The sequence below is a fragment of the Corynebacterium sp. genome, from assembly GCF_030826625.1.
In the GTDB taxonomy this organism is placed as follows: Bacteria; Actinomycetota; Actinomycetes; order Mycobacteriales; family Mycobacteriaceae; genus Corynebacterium.
Genome location: NZ_JAPJNQ010000008.1, coordinates 25,409 through 41,241, shown reverse-complemented (window position 1 = coordinate 41,241; position 15,833 = coordinate 25,409). Strand labels below are relative to the sequence as shown.

17 protein-coding genes and 1 pseudogene are annotated in these 15,833 nt (G+C 56.8%); 7 read left to right on the top strand and 11 right to left on the bottom strand.

Annotated features, from left to right (window positions below; translation table 11 throughout):
• The 5 genes and pseudogenes from RCH87_RS02190 to RCH87_RS02170 all read right to left on the bottom strand — a co-directional run.
• A partial coding sequence (locus RCH87_RS02190) for an RNA methyltransferase (RefSeq protein WP_306515115.1) occupies positions 1–799 on the bottom strand: 799 nt, incomplete at its 3' end.
• Positions 800–918: 119 nt separating this feature from the next.
• The gene (gene cysS, locus RCH87_RS02185) at positions 919–2,394 is read right to left on the bottom strand and encodes a cysteine--tRNA ligase (protein WP_306515114.1); all 1,476 of its coding nucleotides are present in this window, start codon (positions 2,392–2,394) and stop codon (positions 919–921) included.
• Between the two features lie 30 nt (positions 2,395–2,424).
• The gene (gene ispF / locus RCH87_RS02180; RefSeq protein WP_306515119.1) at positions 2,425–2,901 is read right to left on the bottom strand and encodes a 2-C-methyl-D-erythritol 2,4-cyclodiphosphate synthase; all 477 of its coding nucleotides are present in this window, start codon (positions 2,899–2,901) and stop codon (positions 2,425–2,427) included.
• Positions 2,902–3,030: 129 nt separating this feature from the next.
• Positions 3,031–3,942 (bottom strand): annotated as a pseudogene (locus tag RCH87_RS02175) (2-C-methyl-D-erythritol 4-phosphate cytidylyltransferase); the annotation flags it as partial.
• On the bottom strand, positions 3,929–4,513 hold the full coding sequence (locus RCH87_RS02170; RefSeq protein ID WP_306515113.1) for a CarD family transcriptional regulator: 585 nt from the start codon (positions 4,511–4,513) through the stop codon (positions 3,929–3,931). The pseudogene RCH87_RS02175 and the gene RCH87_RS02170, both read right to left, overlap by 14 nt.
• Before the next feature lie 292 nt (positions 4,514–4,805).
• Here RCH87_RS02170 and RCH87_RS02165 point away from each other — a divergent pair, with 292 nt between their 5' ends.
• Positions 4,806–5,468, top strand: a complete 663-nt coding sequence (locus RCH87_RS02165) for a hypothetical protein (RefSeq protein WP_306515112.1) — start codon at positions 4,806–4,808, stop codon at positions 5,466–5,468.
• 156 nt (positions 5,469–5,624) lie between these two features.
• Complete coding sequence (locus RCH87_RS02160) at positions 5,625–7,184, top strand: DNA repair protein RadA (protein ID WP_306515111.1); 1,560 nt, start codon at positions 5,625–5,627, stop codon at positions 7,182–7,184.
• 225 nt (positions 7,185–7,409) lie between these two features.
• Here RCH87_RS02160 and RCH87_RS02155 read toward each other — a convergent pair whose 3' ends face one another.
• Positions 7,410–7,688, bottom strand: a complete 279-nt coding sequence (locus tag RCH87_RS02155; protein WP_306515110.1) for a hypothetical protein — start codon at positions 7,686–7,688, stop codon at positions 7,410–7,412.
• Positions 7,689–8,246: a hypothetical protein gene (locus RCH87_RS02150; protein WP_306515109.1), complete on the bottom strand. Its 558-nt coding sequence runs from the start codon at positions 8,244–8,246 to the stop codon at positions 7,689–7,691. It lies immediately after the preceding gene.
• Between the two features lie 388 nt (positions 8,247–8,634).
• On the opposite strand from RCH87_RS02150, the gene RCH87_RS02145 reads away from it, so the two are divergent.
• Both RCH87_RS02145 and RCH87_RS02140 read left to right on the top strand, forming a co-directional pair.
• Positions 8,635–9,693, top strand: coding sequence for a sensor histidine kinase (locus RCH87_RS02145; protein ID WP_306515108.1), 1,059 nt, complete (start codon positions 8,635–8,637; stop codon positions 9,691–9,693).
• Positions 9,694–9,872: 179 nt separating this feature from the next.
• Positions 9,873–10,553 carry a response regulator transcription factor gene (locus RCH87_RS02140; RefSeq protein ID WP_306515107.1) on the top strand — a complete coding sequence of 227 codons (681 nt, stop codon included), beginning with the start codon at positions 9,873–9,875 and terminating at the stop codon, positions 10,551–10,553.
• A gap of 131 nt (positions 10,554–10,684) precedes the next feature.
• On the opposite strand, the gene RCH87_RS02135 is transcribed toward RCH87_RS02140, so the two are convergent.
• A complete protein-coding gene (locus tag RCH87_RS02135) occupies positions 10,685–11,503 on the bottom strand; it encodes a hypothetical protein (RefSeq protein WP_306515106.1) in 819 nt (272 codons plus the stop codon).
• Positions 11,504–11,624: 121 nt separating this feature from the next.
• On the bottom strand, positions 11,625–12,242 hold the full coding sequence (locus tag RCH87_RS02130) for a carbonic anhydrase (RefSeq protein WP_306515118.1): 618 nt from the start codon (positions 12,240–12,242) through the stop codon (positions 11,625–11,627).
• 35 nt (positions 12,243–12,277) lie between these two features.
• On the opposite strand from RCH87_RS02130, the gene RCH87_RS02125 reads away from it, so the two are divergent.
• A complete protein-coding gene (locus RCH87_RS02125; RefSeq protein WP_306515105.1) occupies positions 12,278–13,303 on the top strand; it encodes an A/G-specific adenine glycosylase in 1,026 nt (341 codons plus the stop codon).
• Between the two features lie 81 nt (positions 13,304–13,384).
• On the opposite strand, the gene RCH87_RS02120 is transcribed toward RCH87_RS02125, so the two are convergent.
• Both RCH87_RS02120 and RCH87_RS02115 read right to left on the bottom strand, forming a co-directional pair.
• Positions 13,385–14,128, bottom strand: a complete 744-nt coding sequence (locus tag RCH87_RS02120; RefSeq protein ID WP_306515104.1) for a hypothetical protein — start codon at positions 14,126–14,128, stop codon at positions 13,385–13,387.
• Positions 14,103–14,969, bottom strand: coding sequence for a type IV toxin-antitoxin system AbiEi family antitoxin domain-containing protein (locus RCH87_RS02115; protein WP_306515103.1), 867 nt, complete (start codon positions 14,967–14,969; stop codon positions 14,103–14,105). The genes RCH87_RS02120 and RCH87_RS02115 overlap by 26 nt, the downstream gene beginning before the upstream one ends.
• A 66-nt stretch (positions 14,970–15,035) precedes the next feature.
• Between RCH87_RS02115 and RCH87_RS02110 the strand changes: the two genes are divergently transcribed.
• Both RCH87_RS02110 and RCH87_RS02105 read left to right on the top strand, forming a co-directional pair.
• Positions 15,036–15,194 (top strand): hypothetical protein, encoded by a 159-nt coding sequence (locus tag RCH87_RS02110; protein ID WP_306515102.1) that lies wholly within the window; start codon positions 15,036–15,038, stop codon positions 15,192–15,194.
• Positions 15,191–15,769, top strand: coding sequence for a lipase family protein (locus tag RCH87_RS02105; RefSeq protein WP_306515101.1), 579 nt, complete (start codon positions 15,191–15,193; stop codon positions 15,767–15,769). Before RCH87_RS02110 ends, RCH87_RS02105 begins: the two co-directional genes overlap by 4 nt.
• Positions 15,770–15,833 lie beyond the last annotated feature (64 nt).

The window sequence follows — 15,833 nt, the reverse complement described above, 5'->3', positions numbered from 1 at the left end:
CTTCCGAGCCAACAACAATAACCACGGGATCTGTGCCTCCGTCGTAGGTATCCAGAGTGTGCTCTCCGCCAGCTTCCAGCCCAACAACCTGGTAGCCGTTCTTCTGGAATTCCTTTACCGTGCGCGTCAGGTTCGTCGCCCGCGCCACCGGCAACTGCGCGGCCGTACCAGCAGAAGTACGCCAAGCCACAGCCGTGACCGAAGCCGAGCGACGCTCCGGAATAATCACACCGTGGCCACCAAAAGCAGCCGCCGAACGAATCACCGCACCCAAATTCCGCGGGTCAGTGATGTTATCCAGAATGACAAACATGCCGGTCTCATTGCGCTGCTGCACATCAGCAAGCAGATCCTCTACTTCCGCGTATTTAAACGGCGGAATCTGCAAACCAATGCCCTGGTGCATGCCGTTGCCGGTTTTCACGTCCATCTCATGCCGCGGCAGTTCGGTAATCGGAATACCACGACTGTTCGCCATCTGCACAGCTTGCGTCAGCCGCTCATCCGAACCGGTGCCAGCCACCACAAACAACATGCTCGCCGGAACCTTCGCATTCAAGCATTCCACCACCGGGTTCCTGCCGACAACCAGCTCCGTCGTGGCCTCATGCCGACCCGAGTTGGAACGCTCACGCTTGTTTTTCGCCTTGTGCTTCGCGTGATAGACGCGGTCTTCTGCCTTCGGGGTAGGCCCTTTACCGGCCAGCCCACGGCGGCGGACTGCACCGGAGCCTTTGGTGGCGCCCTTTTTGTTGGTCTTGCGGATTCCCGCTCCGCCCCTACCATGGGTTCGTGCCATAACTATTCACTATCCTTGCTCTAAAAATCTAAAATTCTGTATTCCCAGCACTACGCTGCGCAGGCTAGCGCAATTACGCTAATCCAGTTTGCGCCAACGCAGTACTAGCGCAACGTCTGCTAGCGCAGCTTCCACTCCGCGCCATCCGGGGTATCGATCACTTCGATCCCAGCAGCGCTCAAGCGGTCACGCACTCCGTCGGCTGTTGCGAAATCTTTGTCTTTCCGCGCAGCCGCCCGCAGCGCGAGTTCGTGTTCCACCAAACTAGCAAGAGCCTGCTGCACACCACTATCCGTAGATTGCGCGGCGCTGCCCGACCACTGCGCATCGAACGGATCGATGCCCAAAATCGCCGTCATCGACCGCACCAGCGAAGCTAAAGCGACGGCCTTGGTGGCAGCTTTTTCGGCCAACGCATTATTACCAGCTTTCACCGTCGTGTGAATCACCGCAAGTGCCCGCGGAACCGCAAAATCATCATCTAACGCCGCGGCAAACTTCTCCCAGTGCGCGCGCAATTCAGCAGCATCATCACCCGTCGGCAAGCAATCGTCGGCAAGCTCACCACCCACGATGCCAAGCTTGTCGACGTTTGCGCCCGCCAGCTTCGACGCCCGTGCCACGAAATCCTCAATCCGGCGGTAGCCCGCGGCTGCCTCATGCACAGACGGCTCAGAATATTCCAAAACGCTGCGGTAATGCGCACTGCCCAAGTAATAGCGCAGCTCCACCGGGCGGACCTTTTCCAGCAACGCATCGATGTCGAGCACGTTGCCCAGCGATTTCGACATCTTCTCGCCGGCCATCGTCACCCAATGGTTGTGCATCCAGTAGCGGGCAAAGCCGTCGCCGGCGGCATGCGATTGCGCAATCTCGTTTTCATGATGTGGGAACTGCAAATCCAACCCGCCACAATGCACGTCGAATTCCGCGCCCAAGTAATACGTCGCCATCGCCGAACACTCCAGGTGCCAGCCAGGGCGGCCATCACCCCACGGCGTCGGCCACGACGGTTCACCGGGTTTCGCAGCCTTCCACAACGCGAAATCAAGCGGGCTTTTCTTCGCGGAATTTTCCGCCTCACCCTGCTCCATGTCTTCTGGGCGATTGCCGGAAAGGTGGCCGTAATCCGAACCTTCTGCCTGTAGCCAAGCGGCGACATCGAAATACACCGAACCGTCGACGGCATAGGCAAAGCCGTTATCCATCAGGCGCTGCATATAGGTGATCATTTGCGTCACGTGCCCGGTGGCGCGTGGCTCCACGCTCGGAGGCATCACGCCGAGGGACTGATAAGCGCGGGTGAATTCACGCTCGTGGGTAGAGACCCATTCCCACCAGGGGCGCGAGTGGGCTGCGGCTTTGGTGAGGATTTTGTCGTCAATATCGGTGACGTTGCGCACGAAGGCGACATCATAGCCTTTTGCCAGAAACCAGCGGCGCACAATATCGAACGCCACCCCAGAGCGCAGATGGCCGATGTGTGGTTTCGCCTGCGGGGTTGCCCCACACAGGTAGATCGAAACCTGGCCAGAGCGCAGGGGTTGAAAGTCGTGGGTCTTGCGCGTCGCGGTGTCAAAAATCCGTAAGCTCACAGGGTACTAGTCTACGCACTGCCGCGCGCACTAGTTAGCGCGCCATACCACCGCGTTCGCGATTGCCGCGCGGCCTTCTTCGCGGCCGGTGAATCCCAGGTGGTCCGTCGTCGTCGCTGATACCGAAACTGGTGCGCCGAGCAGCTCGGACAATACTTGTTGGGCTTCTTCACGACGCGGGCTGAATTTCGGGGTTTGCCCGATCAACTGCACGGCGACGTTGCCGATCTGGAAGTCGTTGTCGTCGAGAAGCTCGCGGACCTCGCGCAAAAGCTGCGCCCCGGAGACGTTGGCATATTCTGGCCTGCCGACGCCGACGAAAGAGCCGAGATCGCCCAGGCCGGAAGCCGACAGCAGGGCATCAACCATCGCGTGCGAGACGACATCACCGTCAGAGTGCCCCTCGCAGCCGTCGACGCCGTCGAAAAGCAGCCCGGCGATCCAGCACGGCTTGCCCGCTTCAATTTGGTGGGCGTCGCTGGCGATACCCACGCGCGGGACGGGCATCGCAGCGGGTTGAGATTGCTGTTGCTGCGCAGTGGTTTGCTGCGGTTGCGCGCTGGACTGCGCGGCGTCCGGGTGCTGCGCCGTGGATTGCGCGTCGTCAAGGCTCTGCGCAGCTTCCTGCAGATACGCCTGCGCCAACAACAGATCCTTACGCGTAGTGATTTTCAATGCCTGCTCATCACCGGCAACACAAGCCACCGGCACGCCTTGCCACTCCAGCAAAGAAGCATCATCGGTAGGCACAAAACTTCTCGCTCCAGCTTCTTTATCTGCCTGCACGCTGGCGAGATAAGCCTGGTTAGCGGAAAGGAGCACGCTATAGCGGAACGCTTGTGGGGTTTGTGCGGCTCGCAATTCACTGCGATCCACAGTCTTGCCGACGACCAACTCATCACCGGGTTTGCCGTCGGTTGCGCCATCGGGTTCGCCGCTAGCACTACCTGCGACGGTTTTGATGGTATCGACCACCGGCACCACCGGAATCACTCCGGCAGCTCCGTCAACGACCGCCCCGATCACGCGAGTGATCATCGCTGGTGGGGTCAACGCGCGAGCGGCATCGTGGACCAACACCACTGGATCACTCGCAGGCGCAGCACCAGCCTCCCCTGCCACGGGTACTGAGATGGCTTCCAATCCAGCCATCACGGAATCAACACGCTCGCCCCGGCCAGGCACCAAGCGCAGCTCCGGGGTTTTAGCCGTCGCCCCGCCGCCGACAGCAGCACTGGAGACCGGCTCGGCAGGGTTGGACTGGCAGCGTTCGAGGACCGCGGCGGCGTCGTCAAGCATGTCTGGGGCCGCAACCGCAATGATTTCGTCGACAAGCCCGGTGGCCTGCAGCGAATTAATCGTGCGCTCAAGCAGCGTTTTGCCAGAAAGTTCGACAAAAGCTTTTGGTTTTTCCGCGCCTAAACGATGACCCTGCCCGGCAGCAGCCACGATGGCAATTACTGGGGCAGGGTTGTCGAACACAGCGGGGTTATTCACTGCAGGGTTGATCACTGCGGGGTTGATCACTGCGGGGTTAATCTTCGTCATCAAAGCTGAGGTCATCCAAGTCGACGTCAACCTTGGTATCCACCTCTGGGCCAGAAGTGCCAGTCAATCCAGCGGCACGGTGGCGCTCGATGGTGGCATCAACCTCGGCGATCATCTTGTCGGCCTTGTCCTCATCAACCGGGCCCGCCAGCGCGAGCTCACCGACCAGAATCTGTCGAGCTTTCACCAACATGCGCTTTTCACCTGCGGAAAGGCCCCGGTCTTGGTCGCGACGCCACAGATCGCGCACGACCTCAGCAACCTGGTTAATATCACCGGAAGCCAGGCGCTCCTGATTCGCCTTATAGCGACGGGACCAGTTGCCGGCCTCTTCTACATCCGTCTCGCGCAGCACGGAAAAGACCTTCTCAAGGCCTTCTTTTCCAACGACATCGCGCACGCCAACGCGCTCGACGTTTTTCGATGGCACGCGAACAACCAGGTCAGATTGGTTGATGGAAAGCACGACGTACTCAAGCGTCTCCCCGCCCATCTCGCGCGTTTCAATGGCTTCGACCTTCGCCGCGCCGTGGTGCGGGTAGACAACAACCTCGCCGACCTTGATTTCCATTCCCACTCCTCGCTTAACAGGCAGACTTCAATCCGTCAGTTTAACACGCCACACATGCTTGCCGACGGAGGGAGCACCGACCGGCGGCGCCGAAGAGCAGCCGAAGAGGAGACGAAGTGCAGCCGGAGAGCAAACCAAGAACAGCCGTCGACAAGCACCCATAAAAAGTTTGCCCCCGAATGCCCCTCCGGTATTCGCCAATAAAACCGCAAACTGTGTGCGCGCGGGGGTAAACGGCTAAGGTAAAGTCTGAAAATTCTTTGTGCTCGATGAGTTGTTGGAGGACCCCACAGTGACGTCCCTGAAATCTGTAGTTCGTCGCGGCGGAACCATGTCCGCTGCCGCCTTGGCCGCCTTGACGCTGGCCGCCTGCTCGGCTGGCCACATCACCCAGACGTCTTCGCAGGTAGCGACGGTCGACGGCCAGAGCGCCAACAGCGAAAACGGCGAGCTTTCAGTACGCGATGTCACCATCACTGTGGACGATAATGCCGCTGCACTGAAGTTCACCGCCACCAACCAGGACCCATCAATGAAGGCTCACACCCTGGAATCGATTTCGGTCGACGGCACCCAGGTTTCTGTGGGTTCCCTCGAACCAATCGAGTCGGGATGCTCAGTCTTTGGCGATAGCGCCATGGCTCTGAAGGAAGTCCCACAGGCTGAAAAGGCCTGCATCCAGTACATCGAAACCACCCTGGAAAACGATGATTTCGCACCGGGCGGCAGCCGCGAAGTCTCATTCGTTTTCGACTCAGGCACCATCACCGTCGACGCTGCGGTTGCTGCTGCTCCACTGGTTACCGGCGAGCATGACCGCGAATGGGAAGACGGCTACGCCCCACGCGGTGAAGGCTCCATCAGTGGCGATTCGCACGGCCACGATCACAGCCACGGCGACGATCACAGTGGCCACTCCCATGACCACGGCGATCACAGCGGCCACAACCACTAAGAATTGACTGCCGGCGCCAGGCCTTTGGCGCTAAGCATTGTCTGCTAGCGCCACACCTTTGGCGCTAAGCATCAAGCACCCAATCCATTCGATTTATTGTTCGAATTTAGCCCCGCTGGTGGGTTGAGTGTGAGGCCACTGTCTTAGGATGAAGACATGGCGAAAAAACAGCGGGCTATTCACACTTGTTCCGAGTGCGGCTATTCCTCCCCGAAATGGTTGGGGCGCTGCCCGGAATGCGGTTCGTGGGGCACGTTGGAAGAAACGGCCCCACTTTTTTCTGCCGGGCTTGCTTCCGGCCTCGGTTCAGGCGCCTCGGGTGGTGCAACGCGCGGGGGCGGTTTCGGCGGTGGAGCTAGTCGCAGCAACAGCGGAAAGAACTCTCGGGGCGGCCTTACGCCCAGCAGCGCGGCGGTGCCGATTACGCAGATTTCTGCGAGCTCAGCCCGCAGCATGCACACCGGCATCGGGGAGTTGGACCGGGTGCTTGGCGACGGCATCGTCGCCGGTTCTGTGGTGTTAATGGCCGGTGAGCCTGGGGTGGGTAAATCTACTTTGCTGTTGGAAGTCGCCGCACGCTGGAGCCAAGAACCAGAACCCCAGGCAGATAGCGGAGAAAGCTCCGCTGCCGCTACCGAAAGCGCTGCAGACCAGCAAGCTCAGCCTGCCACCCGCACGGCGTTGTATGTGACGGCAGAAGAATCCGCCGCGCAAGTTTATTCCCGCGCTAAACGTACCGGCGGGCTTTCTCCCACGCTATACCTGGCGGCAGAATCAGACCTGGATGTGGTCTTTGCCCAGGTTGAGGCGCTTCGTCCGTCACTCATCATCGTCGATTCCGTGCAAACCATGCAGGCCAGCGGCGTCGAAGGCGTAGCAGGTGGGGTCGCCCAATCACGTGCGGTAACCGCGGCGCTGACCACCCTGGCCAAGACCACGGGCATTCCGATTTTGCTGGTCGGGCACGTAACCAAGGACGGCAACGTCGCCGGTCCCCGCGTGCTGGAGCACCTGGTGGATGTCGTGCTCAACTTCGAAGGCGAACGGCAATCCAGTTTGCGGATGCTGCGCGGAATTAAAAACCGTTTTGGCGCTACCGACGAGGTCGGTTGTTTTGAACAAACCGCCGACGGTATCCGCGAAGTCGCCGACCCATCCGGCTTATTTTTATCCCACCACGGCGCGACACCCAACGGTTCCGCGGTCACCGTCGCCATGGATGGGGTGCGCCCACTGGTGGCAGAGGTGCAATCGCTGACGGTAGATCCCGTCGCCAAGAACCCCCGCCGGGTGGTCACCGGACTGGATCAAAACCGCATCCCACTGGTTCTGGCTGTGCTGCAGGCGCGCGCTGGTGAGCGCACCAATGAAAAAGACGCCTACGTCGCCACCGTCGGCGGGGTGCGCATCACAGAGACCGCCACGGATCTAGCGGTGGCGCTGGCGACGTGGTCATCGCTGCATGAAACACCACTGCCGGCCAAGACCGTGTTCATTGGAGAAATCGGTCTGGCCGGCGAGTTGCGCACGGTGCCGAATCTAAAACGGCGCCTGCAAGAAGCCGCGCGTATCGGTTATCGCTGCGCCGTTGCCCCAAGCCTCAACGAAGCCGAAGACCGCGCGTTGGCAAAAGATCTTGCAGCCGACGGGCTGGATCTGCGCAGCGTCAGCACCCTGCACCAGGCACTGGCCGTGGTGCGTGAACTGCGCGGTTAGTCGCTACGGAGAGGCCTCCTGGAGCTGGTCCTGCTCCAGGGAGGGTCGGCTGGTCATGGTTCTCACTTCGTCACGCAGATAAGTTAGGTGGTCAACACGGTGATGCTGAACATGCCACCAGTAAGCTTAGAAGAAGAACCAGGAGCCGGTAGACTCATATCGATAAATGAAAATCTTGAGTTTCCCAAGGGGCCACAACATTCATTTAAAAAGGTAATGCTTATTTCACATCAAAATAAACACGGCAACAAACGCTGCTATTGAAATTGCCGATACAACAGATAGTGAAATCAACTTTTTTGCATTGGTAGAACCAGAGATAAAACGACTCACCGTGAACAAAGTAAAGAAAAGGGCGAAAAACTTAAGCACGTAAGCCCAGTAAGGAACGTGATCTTCACTAAATAAGGAAAAGTCAATAGTGAAGATGCCAGCAATAACTAAAGCAAACGCCCAGCCCATTCCTTTATGGGCATGCAGATCTCGATCACGACTCTTTTCCATCTAGCAGCTCACAGCCGTAACTAGACCAGAGCCAGCTCCATGACATGCCGCCGCCACTCCTGCCTGTCCAATAGGAGTTAATGGAGTTGCAGCAGCAGTACCTGGAACACAAACCAATCCATCCCAAGCCGCTTGAAGTCCCCACTTCACCCATTTATTAGAAGTACATCCCCTAAACGAGGTGCCAGCTTGAATAGCAAACACCTCATTGTGTTCCTTATCAAGCCACAGGGTCATGCCTTCGGGAAGTTCAGGAGTAACATCAAGAAGTTTTTCTCCGGCTTCATCAAAAACTTGAACGGTATCGCCGTCCAAACGAAGTTCGTCCGTATTCTCCAAAGTGAAGGCAAGACCATTGTTATCCGGAATAGTTTTAACCTCCCTTGCTGATTCCCCAGGACGGCCAAAGAGCACAGAATCTTCATGCATTTCATTGGATTGAGCTGTTTCATTAGTTACGGTACCACTGGCAGTCTCAGCTAGCGCTGGCGAACTACCAATTGCTGAAATCAACGCTGTTGCCATAACGACAACAGAAAAAAGGTTTTTCTTTGACATAGATTCCTACCGTCCAAGGTCAGGGGTTTTCTCTTTCGCTTCAATCGTAATTACGCCTTTGCCTTATAAGGAAGAGAATTGGAAAATAGTATACGCATGTATACACCTCAATAGGTGTGCCGAATAACTCTCATAGCCAGGACGAACACGCACGTCCTGAGGAATGAGGTTTTCGGCTACACGCCAGCATGACCATTCCTTCAAGAATTTTCTTCGCTCCCGTACACCATGCGTTTCAAAGGGCGGCATAGAACAGAGCAGGCTGCCAATAGGGGCTGGGCAGCACTATCAACCCACATACCGGCATCCTCCAACGCAGCGAAGACTCCTGCGGCCTGCTCACGCTCGGCATCCACTGTCGGATTCCATGAGCGGTAGTCTAAAAGACATGCTTGCCCAGCGTTTCACCACCACACTGGCGCTGCCAGCACTCGCACTCATTTTCAGCGGTGCCAGCATCATCAGTGGCACCAACATCACACCACTGATCACCACCCTAATCATCCTCCAAGCCCTCAGCCTCATCACCTCCCCCAACCACCCACGCACGAGTGCCGCTACCTTCACCGCATCCTTCATCGGGGCTTTATTGGCAGGTCATTCGACAGGCTTGGAACTCTTCCTCGGTATCTTCCTCATCACCACCATCACCGCCATCGGCGACCATCTTTTAGCAGCCCTAATCGCTGCCACCATCACACTCGGCGGCTTCTACTCGCCAGCCAACAGCCGCGTCGAATTCGACATTGGCGCAGCAATCATCTTCCTCACCATCATCACCCTGGCCTACCTCCTTGGCTTCTGGATCCACCACAACCGCCAACAACACTTCCAAACCCAACGCAAACAGCAAACCCGCCAGAAACAACTCACCAGTCTGCTCCACGACACCATCGCCGCCGATCTGACATCCGTCATCGTGCGACTGGAAAAGCTCGCCATCACCACGCCAGAACGCAACGCAGAGCTAAAAACCACCGCCCACACAGCCCGAGAGGCCCTCAATAAAATCCGGCAACTACTCACCACCCTGAACACCCAACCAGAGACACACCCTGCACCATCCTTGCCAACCACACTCGAAGCCATGACCCAACGCCTACACGACCACAGTTTCACCGTCACAACCACCACCGAACTGTCCACGCCTGTGACAAACACGCTGCACACCACCGCCCTAGAACGCGTGCTCAGCGAGACAGTCACCAACATCATCAAGCACGCCACCCCACAATCCCGTGTCATTATCTCAGCAACATCCAATGATCAAGGCGTCACACTCACCTTCACCAACGCCCGCACCCCAACAAAGAAAACCTCAGCATCCACCAATCTTGGCCTCACCAGCATGTCGAACACTCTCCATACCGTCGGAGGAGAACTGAGAACATATAGCGCCAATAAAGAATGGGTCACAACTGCCCACATCCCCTTTTCTAGAAAATAACGGTGGTATATACCTACAGATATGACTAAAGCCATCGCACTCGCAGTCATTGGCACACTGTTGCCCCTGGCCCCTGCTACCACCACACCACCGACAGACGAAGCGAACGCACCTGTGTTCTACAACATCACTGATTGGTTGAGTTGCTCGAAGAAACCACAACTGCCCTGGTGTAATTAATGACGGCACGCATTCTACTCGTTGATGATGACCTCACCATCCTCGAGGCGTTTCCCGTGTACTTCTCGACCGCCGACGATTTGGAAGTAGCAGGCACCGCCACCACCGGCCAACAGGCATTGCAGTGGTTAGAAAACAATACATGCGATCTTGTGTTGTCCGATATTCAAATGCCAGATATTGACGGCATTGAATTGCTCCAAGGCATCCAGCAGTTTCCTCAACCACCACTGTTCATTGCAATGACTTCCTTCGACACTGATGAAACAATGCTCAAGTGCCTCAGTCTTGGCGCAGTGGGCTACATCACCAAAGGCCAGGAGAGTGAATCAATCATCCACTCTCTACGCGATGTAGCACACGGGGGAACAGTTCTCTCTCCCGACTGTCTCAATCGACTCATTGCCAGCAAAACTGCCGTAAACAGAAACGACGGAAGTGAGTTTCGAATTCCAAAGATCAACAACCGTGAACGAACTATCTTGGCCCTAATCTGTGAAGGCAAGACAAATGGAGAAATCGCCAAGTCACTGTGCCTGGCAGAAATCACAGTCAAAAAAGCGATCGCAAACCTTTTCATCCAATTCTCTGCTAGGAACCGCGTAGATCTCGCAGTCAGATACCAGGCAGTCAAGGATTCAAACCAAGGTGCCACGGTGCGCCTACCTTCAGAAAACTAGACACCTAGTGACTCACCGATTGGCCACCTCTTCAGGGGGAATCGCATCCGCACTGCAGCTTTTGATACGCCGACATTAATCCACTCGCGAGGCTGTTTGTCAGCACCCTGCGGCAGGCATGCCGCTATCCCCTAGGCCCGCAGCGCGAAGGTAAGAGCGTCAGAGGCGTTATCGCCAACGACTGCGTGCAGGAAGTAGTTGCCTGCCGGGGTAGCTGGACGGTGGTTGCACTCGCCCGGCGCGGAGTTGGTACGCGACCACACGGCTTCGAAGTGGCGGGTTTGCCCAGCCTTGAATTCCTGCTCACCGGTGATCACCGCTGGGTAGCAATCGGTATCTGCCCACATGCGGTGGTTGGTGTTGAGATCATAAACCTCGAAGCGCAGTGGGTTCTCGTCCAAGTTCACCGTGCAATCATGCTCGGTGGGGTTTTCGATGGACATGTAGAACGAAGGTTGATCCCCCGGGCCGTAGTATGCCTTGTTGCTGTTGGCCGTCACGCGCAGATTGTGCAGGTCGCACGCATTCGCGGCAGCGTGTGCCTCATCGGCTTCGGCATACGGCGAAGGACGCTCATCGGCTGAGTTTTTATCCTTATCTTTCTTCGGGCGATCGGCATCCTTCGCCTCACCAGCACCGTCGATATCATCGGCTTCCTGTGCCGCGCTGTCGTTGGCTGCATCATCGGCGTCGTCAGCATCATCCTTGGTCGCAGAAGCTTTGCCATCTTTGTCGTCGCGCGCAGCAGTGGCAGTGGCGGTCGCGGTCTGGTTAGCAGCAGAACTATCTGCGGCAGACTGCGGGTTCTCGTCGCCATTGCCGCCAAAAACGGCGCTCAAGAACCAGACCAGGATGAGCACCAGCAACAATAAAATTGCGAATCCAGCGATCCGGCGGCGCCGGTAAATTTCTTCCGGGAGGCGTCGTTGTGGGTGTTGAGGGGAAGTCACAGTTCCTAATTTATAACGAAACACTGCTGGGCTGGGACAACTACCGCGCGTGTCCTACGTCATCCGGCGGGTAACTACAGCTGCCGCGCCATGCAGCTAGCCAGACGTCGGCACGCCCCTGTTAGTGCACACCGTTGAGCACAACCGGCTCTACCCGGCCCTCGGCCAAGTTATAACGCAGGCCGACGATGCCCATCGATTGCCGAATCAGCCCCTGCCCCAGTCCTGGTGCACGCGCCATCAGCTGGTAGACGGTTTCGGTGATGTGCTGGCGTTCGACGTCCTCACGCGTAATCAGTCCACGCTTATTCGCTTCCGTCACCGACATCAATACACGCTCGACAATGGTGCGTTGGAAGCCGTTTGGTGCAGAACCACCTTCGGCGAATTCCATCGTCGCGCGGACCGCACCGCAAGATTCGTGCCCCATGACCACCAGGAGGTTCACGTCGAATTTCTCGATGGCATATTCCACCGACGCAATGATCGAGCTGTCAATGATCTGCCCGGCGGTGCGGATCACGAAAGCGTCGCCAAGCCCCAGGTCGAAAACCATTTCGACGGGCACGCGCGAGTCAGAACACGAGAAGATGACCACGCGCGGCGACTGGCCAACACTCAACAACGAACGGTATTCCGGGTCCTGATTTGGCCGCTCGGAGCGGTTCGCAATAAACCGCTCATTGCCCTCCCGAAGGGCCTCCCACACTGCCTGCGGAGTCTTGGCCACATTCTGCATACTCACAACTTCTATTTTGTCCTAAAATATGCGCGATGACGAATCACTCGGACGCGCACACGGAATCAAAGCGAAGCGCCCAAGCATCCACCGAACTGAATGCCACCGCGCTTCTACCTGACCTGCGGGGTTGGTACGAAACCACCGGGCGCGACCTGCCGTGGCGCGCTGCCGAAACCACCGCGTGGGGTGTGTTGGTCTCGGAGGTGATGAGCCAGCAAACCCCCGTCGCCCGTGTTGCACCACAGTGGTTGGAGTGGATGGATCGCTGGCCCACCCCGCAGGATTTTGCCCCGGCTAGCCAGGCTGATGTGCTGCGCGCGTGGGGCCGGTTGGGGTATCCGCGGCGGGCGTTGCGTTTGTGGGAGTGTGCGCAGGCTATCGTTGCGCGGCACGGCGGGACGGTGCCGAGTGATGTGGATGAGCTGCTAGCGCTTCCAGGCATTGGCGATTACACCGCGCGGGCGGTGGCGTGTTTTGCTTTCGGGCAGAATGTCCCGGTGGTGGATACGAACGTGCGCCGGGTGTATGCCCGTGCCTGGCAGGGGCAGTTTCTGGCGCCGCAGCCAGCGAAAAGGCAGTTGGCTCAGGTGGGTGAGTTGCTTGCCGACGGCTGCGGGCCGCAAACTTCAGTGGCTTTGATGGAGTTGGGCGCTTTGGTGTGCACGGCTCGCTCGCCGCAGTGTTCGGTATGTCCGTTGCACGCCGGTTGCGCGTGGGTGCGGGCAGGCTCGCCGGCGCCTAGTGAGACGGAATTGGCGCAACAGAAAAAGCGAGTGCAGAAATTCGCGGGCACCGACCGACAGGTGCGCGGCAAGATCATGGCAGTGCTGCGGGAGGCTTCCGAGCCGGTGCCGAAGCCGGAAATCGACCTGGTGTGGCCGAAGGATGAGCAGCGGGAGCGAGCGTTGCGGTCCTTGCTTGCCGACGGCTTGGTGCGCGAAGTTCCTGGTGGTGACGATATTAACAGCACAGACGAAAATGGCAGACGCATACGAGATGATCACACTACGCGCGGCCTGGAGACACACCGTGTGCCGAAATTTTGCCTTCCAGAGTAGTGATTTCGGCAGTACGACCTTTAGCTCCGGCGAACTGCCAAGATATATCCAAACACACAATTTTGCTTTTCGTATGTTTTGCTATGTCCACTGCAAAGACGAATAGTCCCACGTTAAATTCTCAGTGCCGATCTCACAGCACAAAATCGGGTCGACCAACAATCCGGCTATTTGCAATGCCAAATCGATGCTTGTGAGGTCCGCATACTTAGCTCCAAGTTTTTGGACGGTAATGGGATACCTGGTTTTCCAATTTTCATCTGGTAGCGCAATCTGGCTGGCAATCGGATATGAACTAATTTGAAATCTGGACGGTAGAAACTCGGTCTGCACCTCGTAGGTCTTCTCTACGACCAGCCGCTCTTCATGCCCAGTAACCTCGAGGTCTCCGCTCACATCAACCCCAAACTCAATCAGCTGGTTATTCACACCATGCACGACCTTGACAATAATGCGTTGGCTATCAACGGTCCGCTGGGCGGCTGCCGGCGGGGAACGGAAGACTGGAAAGGTATAGGGGCCTTCTCTGTGACCGTTCATCTGGGCAACGAGCGCTTCAGCAGCCCCTACTGATGAAGTAGGTTCATGTTGCCGATAAAAATCTAAATCTTTGGTCTGGCGCGCCCCTGGGATACGACAATAAATATTCGATCCTCCCTTGAGAACCCATCCGCTTTGTTTGTTCATCAATGCATAGAGAAAGGTCTCCCGAAAGAATTGATTGTAGACATCATTTGGATTTTCTCCGCGGGTCTTCGCCTCATTCTTCAAGGCTGTGGCGATCTGACCATGAGATTTTTTAATCGTTGAAGGCTTTTTCTTCACTACGATCAATCCCTCCCCGTAACTTGGTCTGCTGCAATTCTCGTGGCTGGCATTCGATCGATGGCGGAACGACTAAATCGACCATCGCCAATGTGCTCAGTCTCGCCATCAATGCAGCAATCTGGGTTTGAAGCGGACGCAAAGCCTCTTCAATGCGGAAATTTATGTGCTTAACATCATTGACCTCAGGAAAATAGTCTTTTACGAGCGCATCGAATTCCTGCCTGTCTCCCTTACTAGCTCCAAAAGCATCTTCAAATCCGCTGAAGACATCAATTAATTCCTGTTTATCCAGTAAAAACTTATTCCCAGCATCAGATATCAAAGCCAACAAATGCTCTGGCTCGTGCCCGTCTTGTGCCAAGTCATAGATTGTCCGGGCAACTGTCGTTATGGGAAGTCCAGATTGCGGGTGGACGGTCCAATCGGAATCAGCTAAGTCAGCTCTGTGAAACTGAACATCTATTTGTCTGCTGCGTCGCCGTCGTCTCACGGTGAAGTGAACACCATCGGGCCAAAGATCGCCGATTCCCCACATTTCAGCTGCAGTCGTGTGCGAGACTATGGCTTCAGCAGCCAGCTGAAGATTGTTAATACGGTCTGCAGCCATCAGCTCTGGGCGCAGCGCGAGCCACTGAGCCTGGAGCTCCAGTACTGCAGATTGGGCGATCGCTGCACTCGCATAAACACCGTGACGGATACGAGCGAACATGCCGCGCTGTTCCAGACGAGATAGCGATGGAAGGTCAATTCCACTTTCTTTCGCTTGCGCTGAAGTGACCAACCCCCACTGTTGAGAGGCTAAATCACCAATAATTTCTGCTGCCTCAACACCTTTCATGACTCAAAAATTACTATATACGTAATTTTTGTGCCACTCACCCAATTAGTGCAGTGAAACTACCCCTTGGCAAGGCAACGGGCCAACCCCGCTGGGCAGCCGTATCTGAGCACCAATGCTAACTACGAGCTTCCGCTGCAATACCTCGCGAACCTCACCGGCATCCGCATTATCAGCACCGACTACATGGGCATGGGAACTCCAGACCACACCACACTTACGTGAACTCAGTCGAAGAAGCCCACGCGGTCCTGGATGCCGCCAGGGCTGGGTTGCAAGCAGCCGGTGTCCCAGCAGATTCTCCGGTTGGCTTCGCCGGTTATTCCCAAGGTGGAGGCGCGGCTGCAGCAGCCGCAGAACACAAAGCCAGCTACGCGCCAGAGCTGAACCTTGTGGGCACCTTCGCAGGCGCCCCACCGGCGGATCTGCGCCACGTGTTGGAAGCCTTCGATAATTCGTCCATCGTGGTTGCCTTGGGTTACACGCTCAATGGATTGGTAGACCGCTACCCCGCGCTGCAACGGATCATTGACGAAGAATTCAACGAGGAAGGCAAACGCTTTTTACAAGATGCAGAAATCAGCTGCATTGGCGATGCCACCATAAACTGGGGTTTTACAGATACCCGCACGCTGACCAAGAGCGGCGACTCCTTCTCAGAGGTGATCAACCGACACCCGGAACTCAAGGCAGGCGTTAACCACGCCCTACCGTTATTCACGGATATGCCCCAAGGCTTGCAGTATCTGATTGGTCGTTTTAATGGCATCGCACCGCACAATGATTGCGGGAGTTTTTAAGCCACGGCCGTGGGGCTCGCACTCCGGCAATACCATGTAGCCGTAGCAAAAATAGCAAAAGCTG

Excerpts from the sequence above, each read along its gene's own strand:
- RCH87_RS02155 (WP_306515110.1), bottom strand. The coding sequence starts at position 7,688 with ATGGAAAAGAGTCGTGATCGAGATCTGCATGCCCATAAAGGAATGGGC.
- RCH87_RS02140 (WP_306515107.1), top strand. The coding sequence starts at position 9,873 with ATGACGGCACGCATTCTACTCGTTGATGATGACCTCACCATCCTCGAG.
- RCH87_RS02125 (WP_306515105.1), top strand. The coding sequence starts at position 12,278 with ATGACGAATCACTCGGACGCGCACACGGAATCAAAGCGAAGCGCCCAA.
- RCH87_RS02160 (WP_306515111.1), top strand. The coding sequence starts at position 5,625 with ATGGCGAAAAAACAGCGGGCTATTCACACTTGTTCCGAGTGCGGCTAT.
- RCH87_RS02150 (WP_306515109.1), bottom strand. The coding sequence starts at position 8,246 with ATGTCAAAGAAAAACCTTTTTTCTGTTGTCGTTATGGCAACAGCGTTG.
- RCH87_RS02145 (WP_306515108.1), top strand. The coding sequence starts at position 8,635 with ATGCTTGCCCAGCGTTTCACCACCACACTGGCGCTGCCAGCACTCGCA.
- RCH87_RS02170 (WP_306515113.1), bottom strand. The coding sequence starts at position 4,513 with ATGGAAATCAAGGTCGGCGAGGTTGTTGTCTACCCGCACCACGGCGCG.
- RCH87_RS02130 (WP_306515118.1), bottom strand. The coding sequence starts at position 12,242 with ATGCAGAATGTGGCCAAGACTCCGCAGGCAGTGTGGGAGGCCCTTCGG.
- ispF (WP_306515119.1), bottom strand. The coding sequence starts at position 2,901 with ATGCCCGTCCCGCGCGTGGGTATCGCCAGCGACGCCCACCAAATTGAA.
- RCH87_RS02115 (WP_306515103.1), bottom strand. The coding sequence starts at position 14,969 with ATGAAAGGTGTTGAGGCAGCAGAAATTATTGGTGATTTAGCCTCTCAA.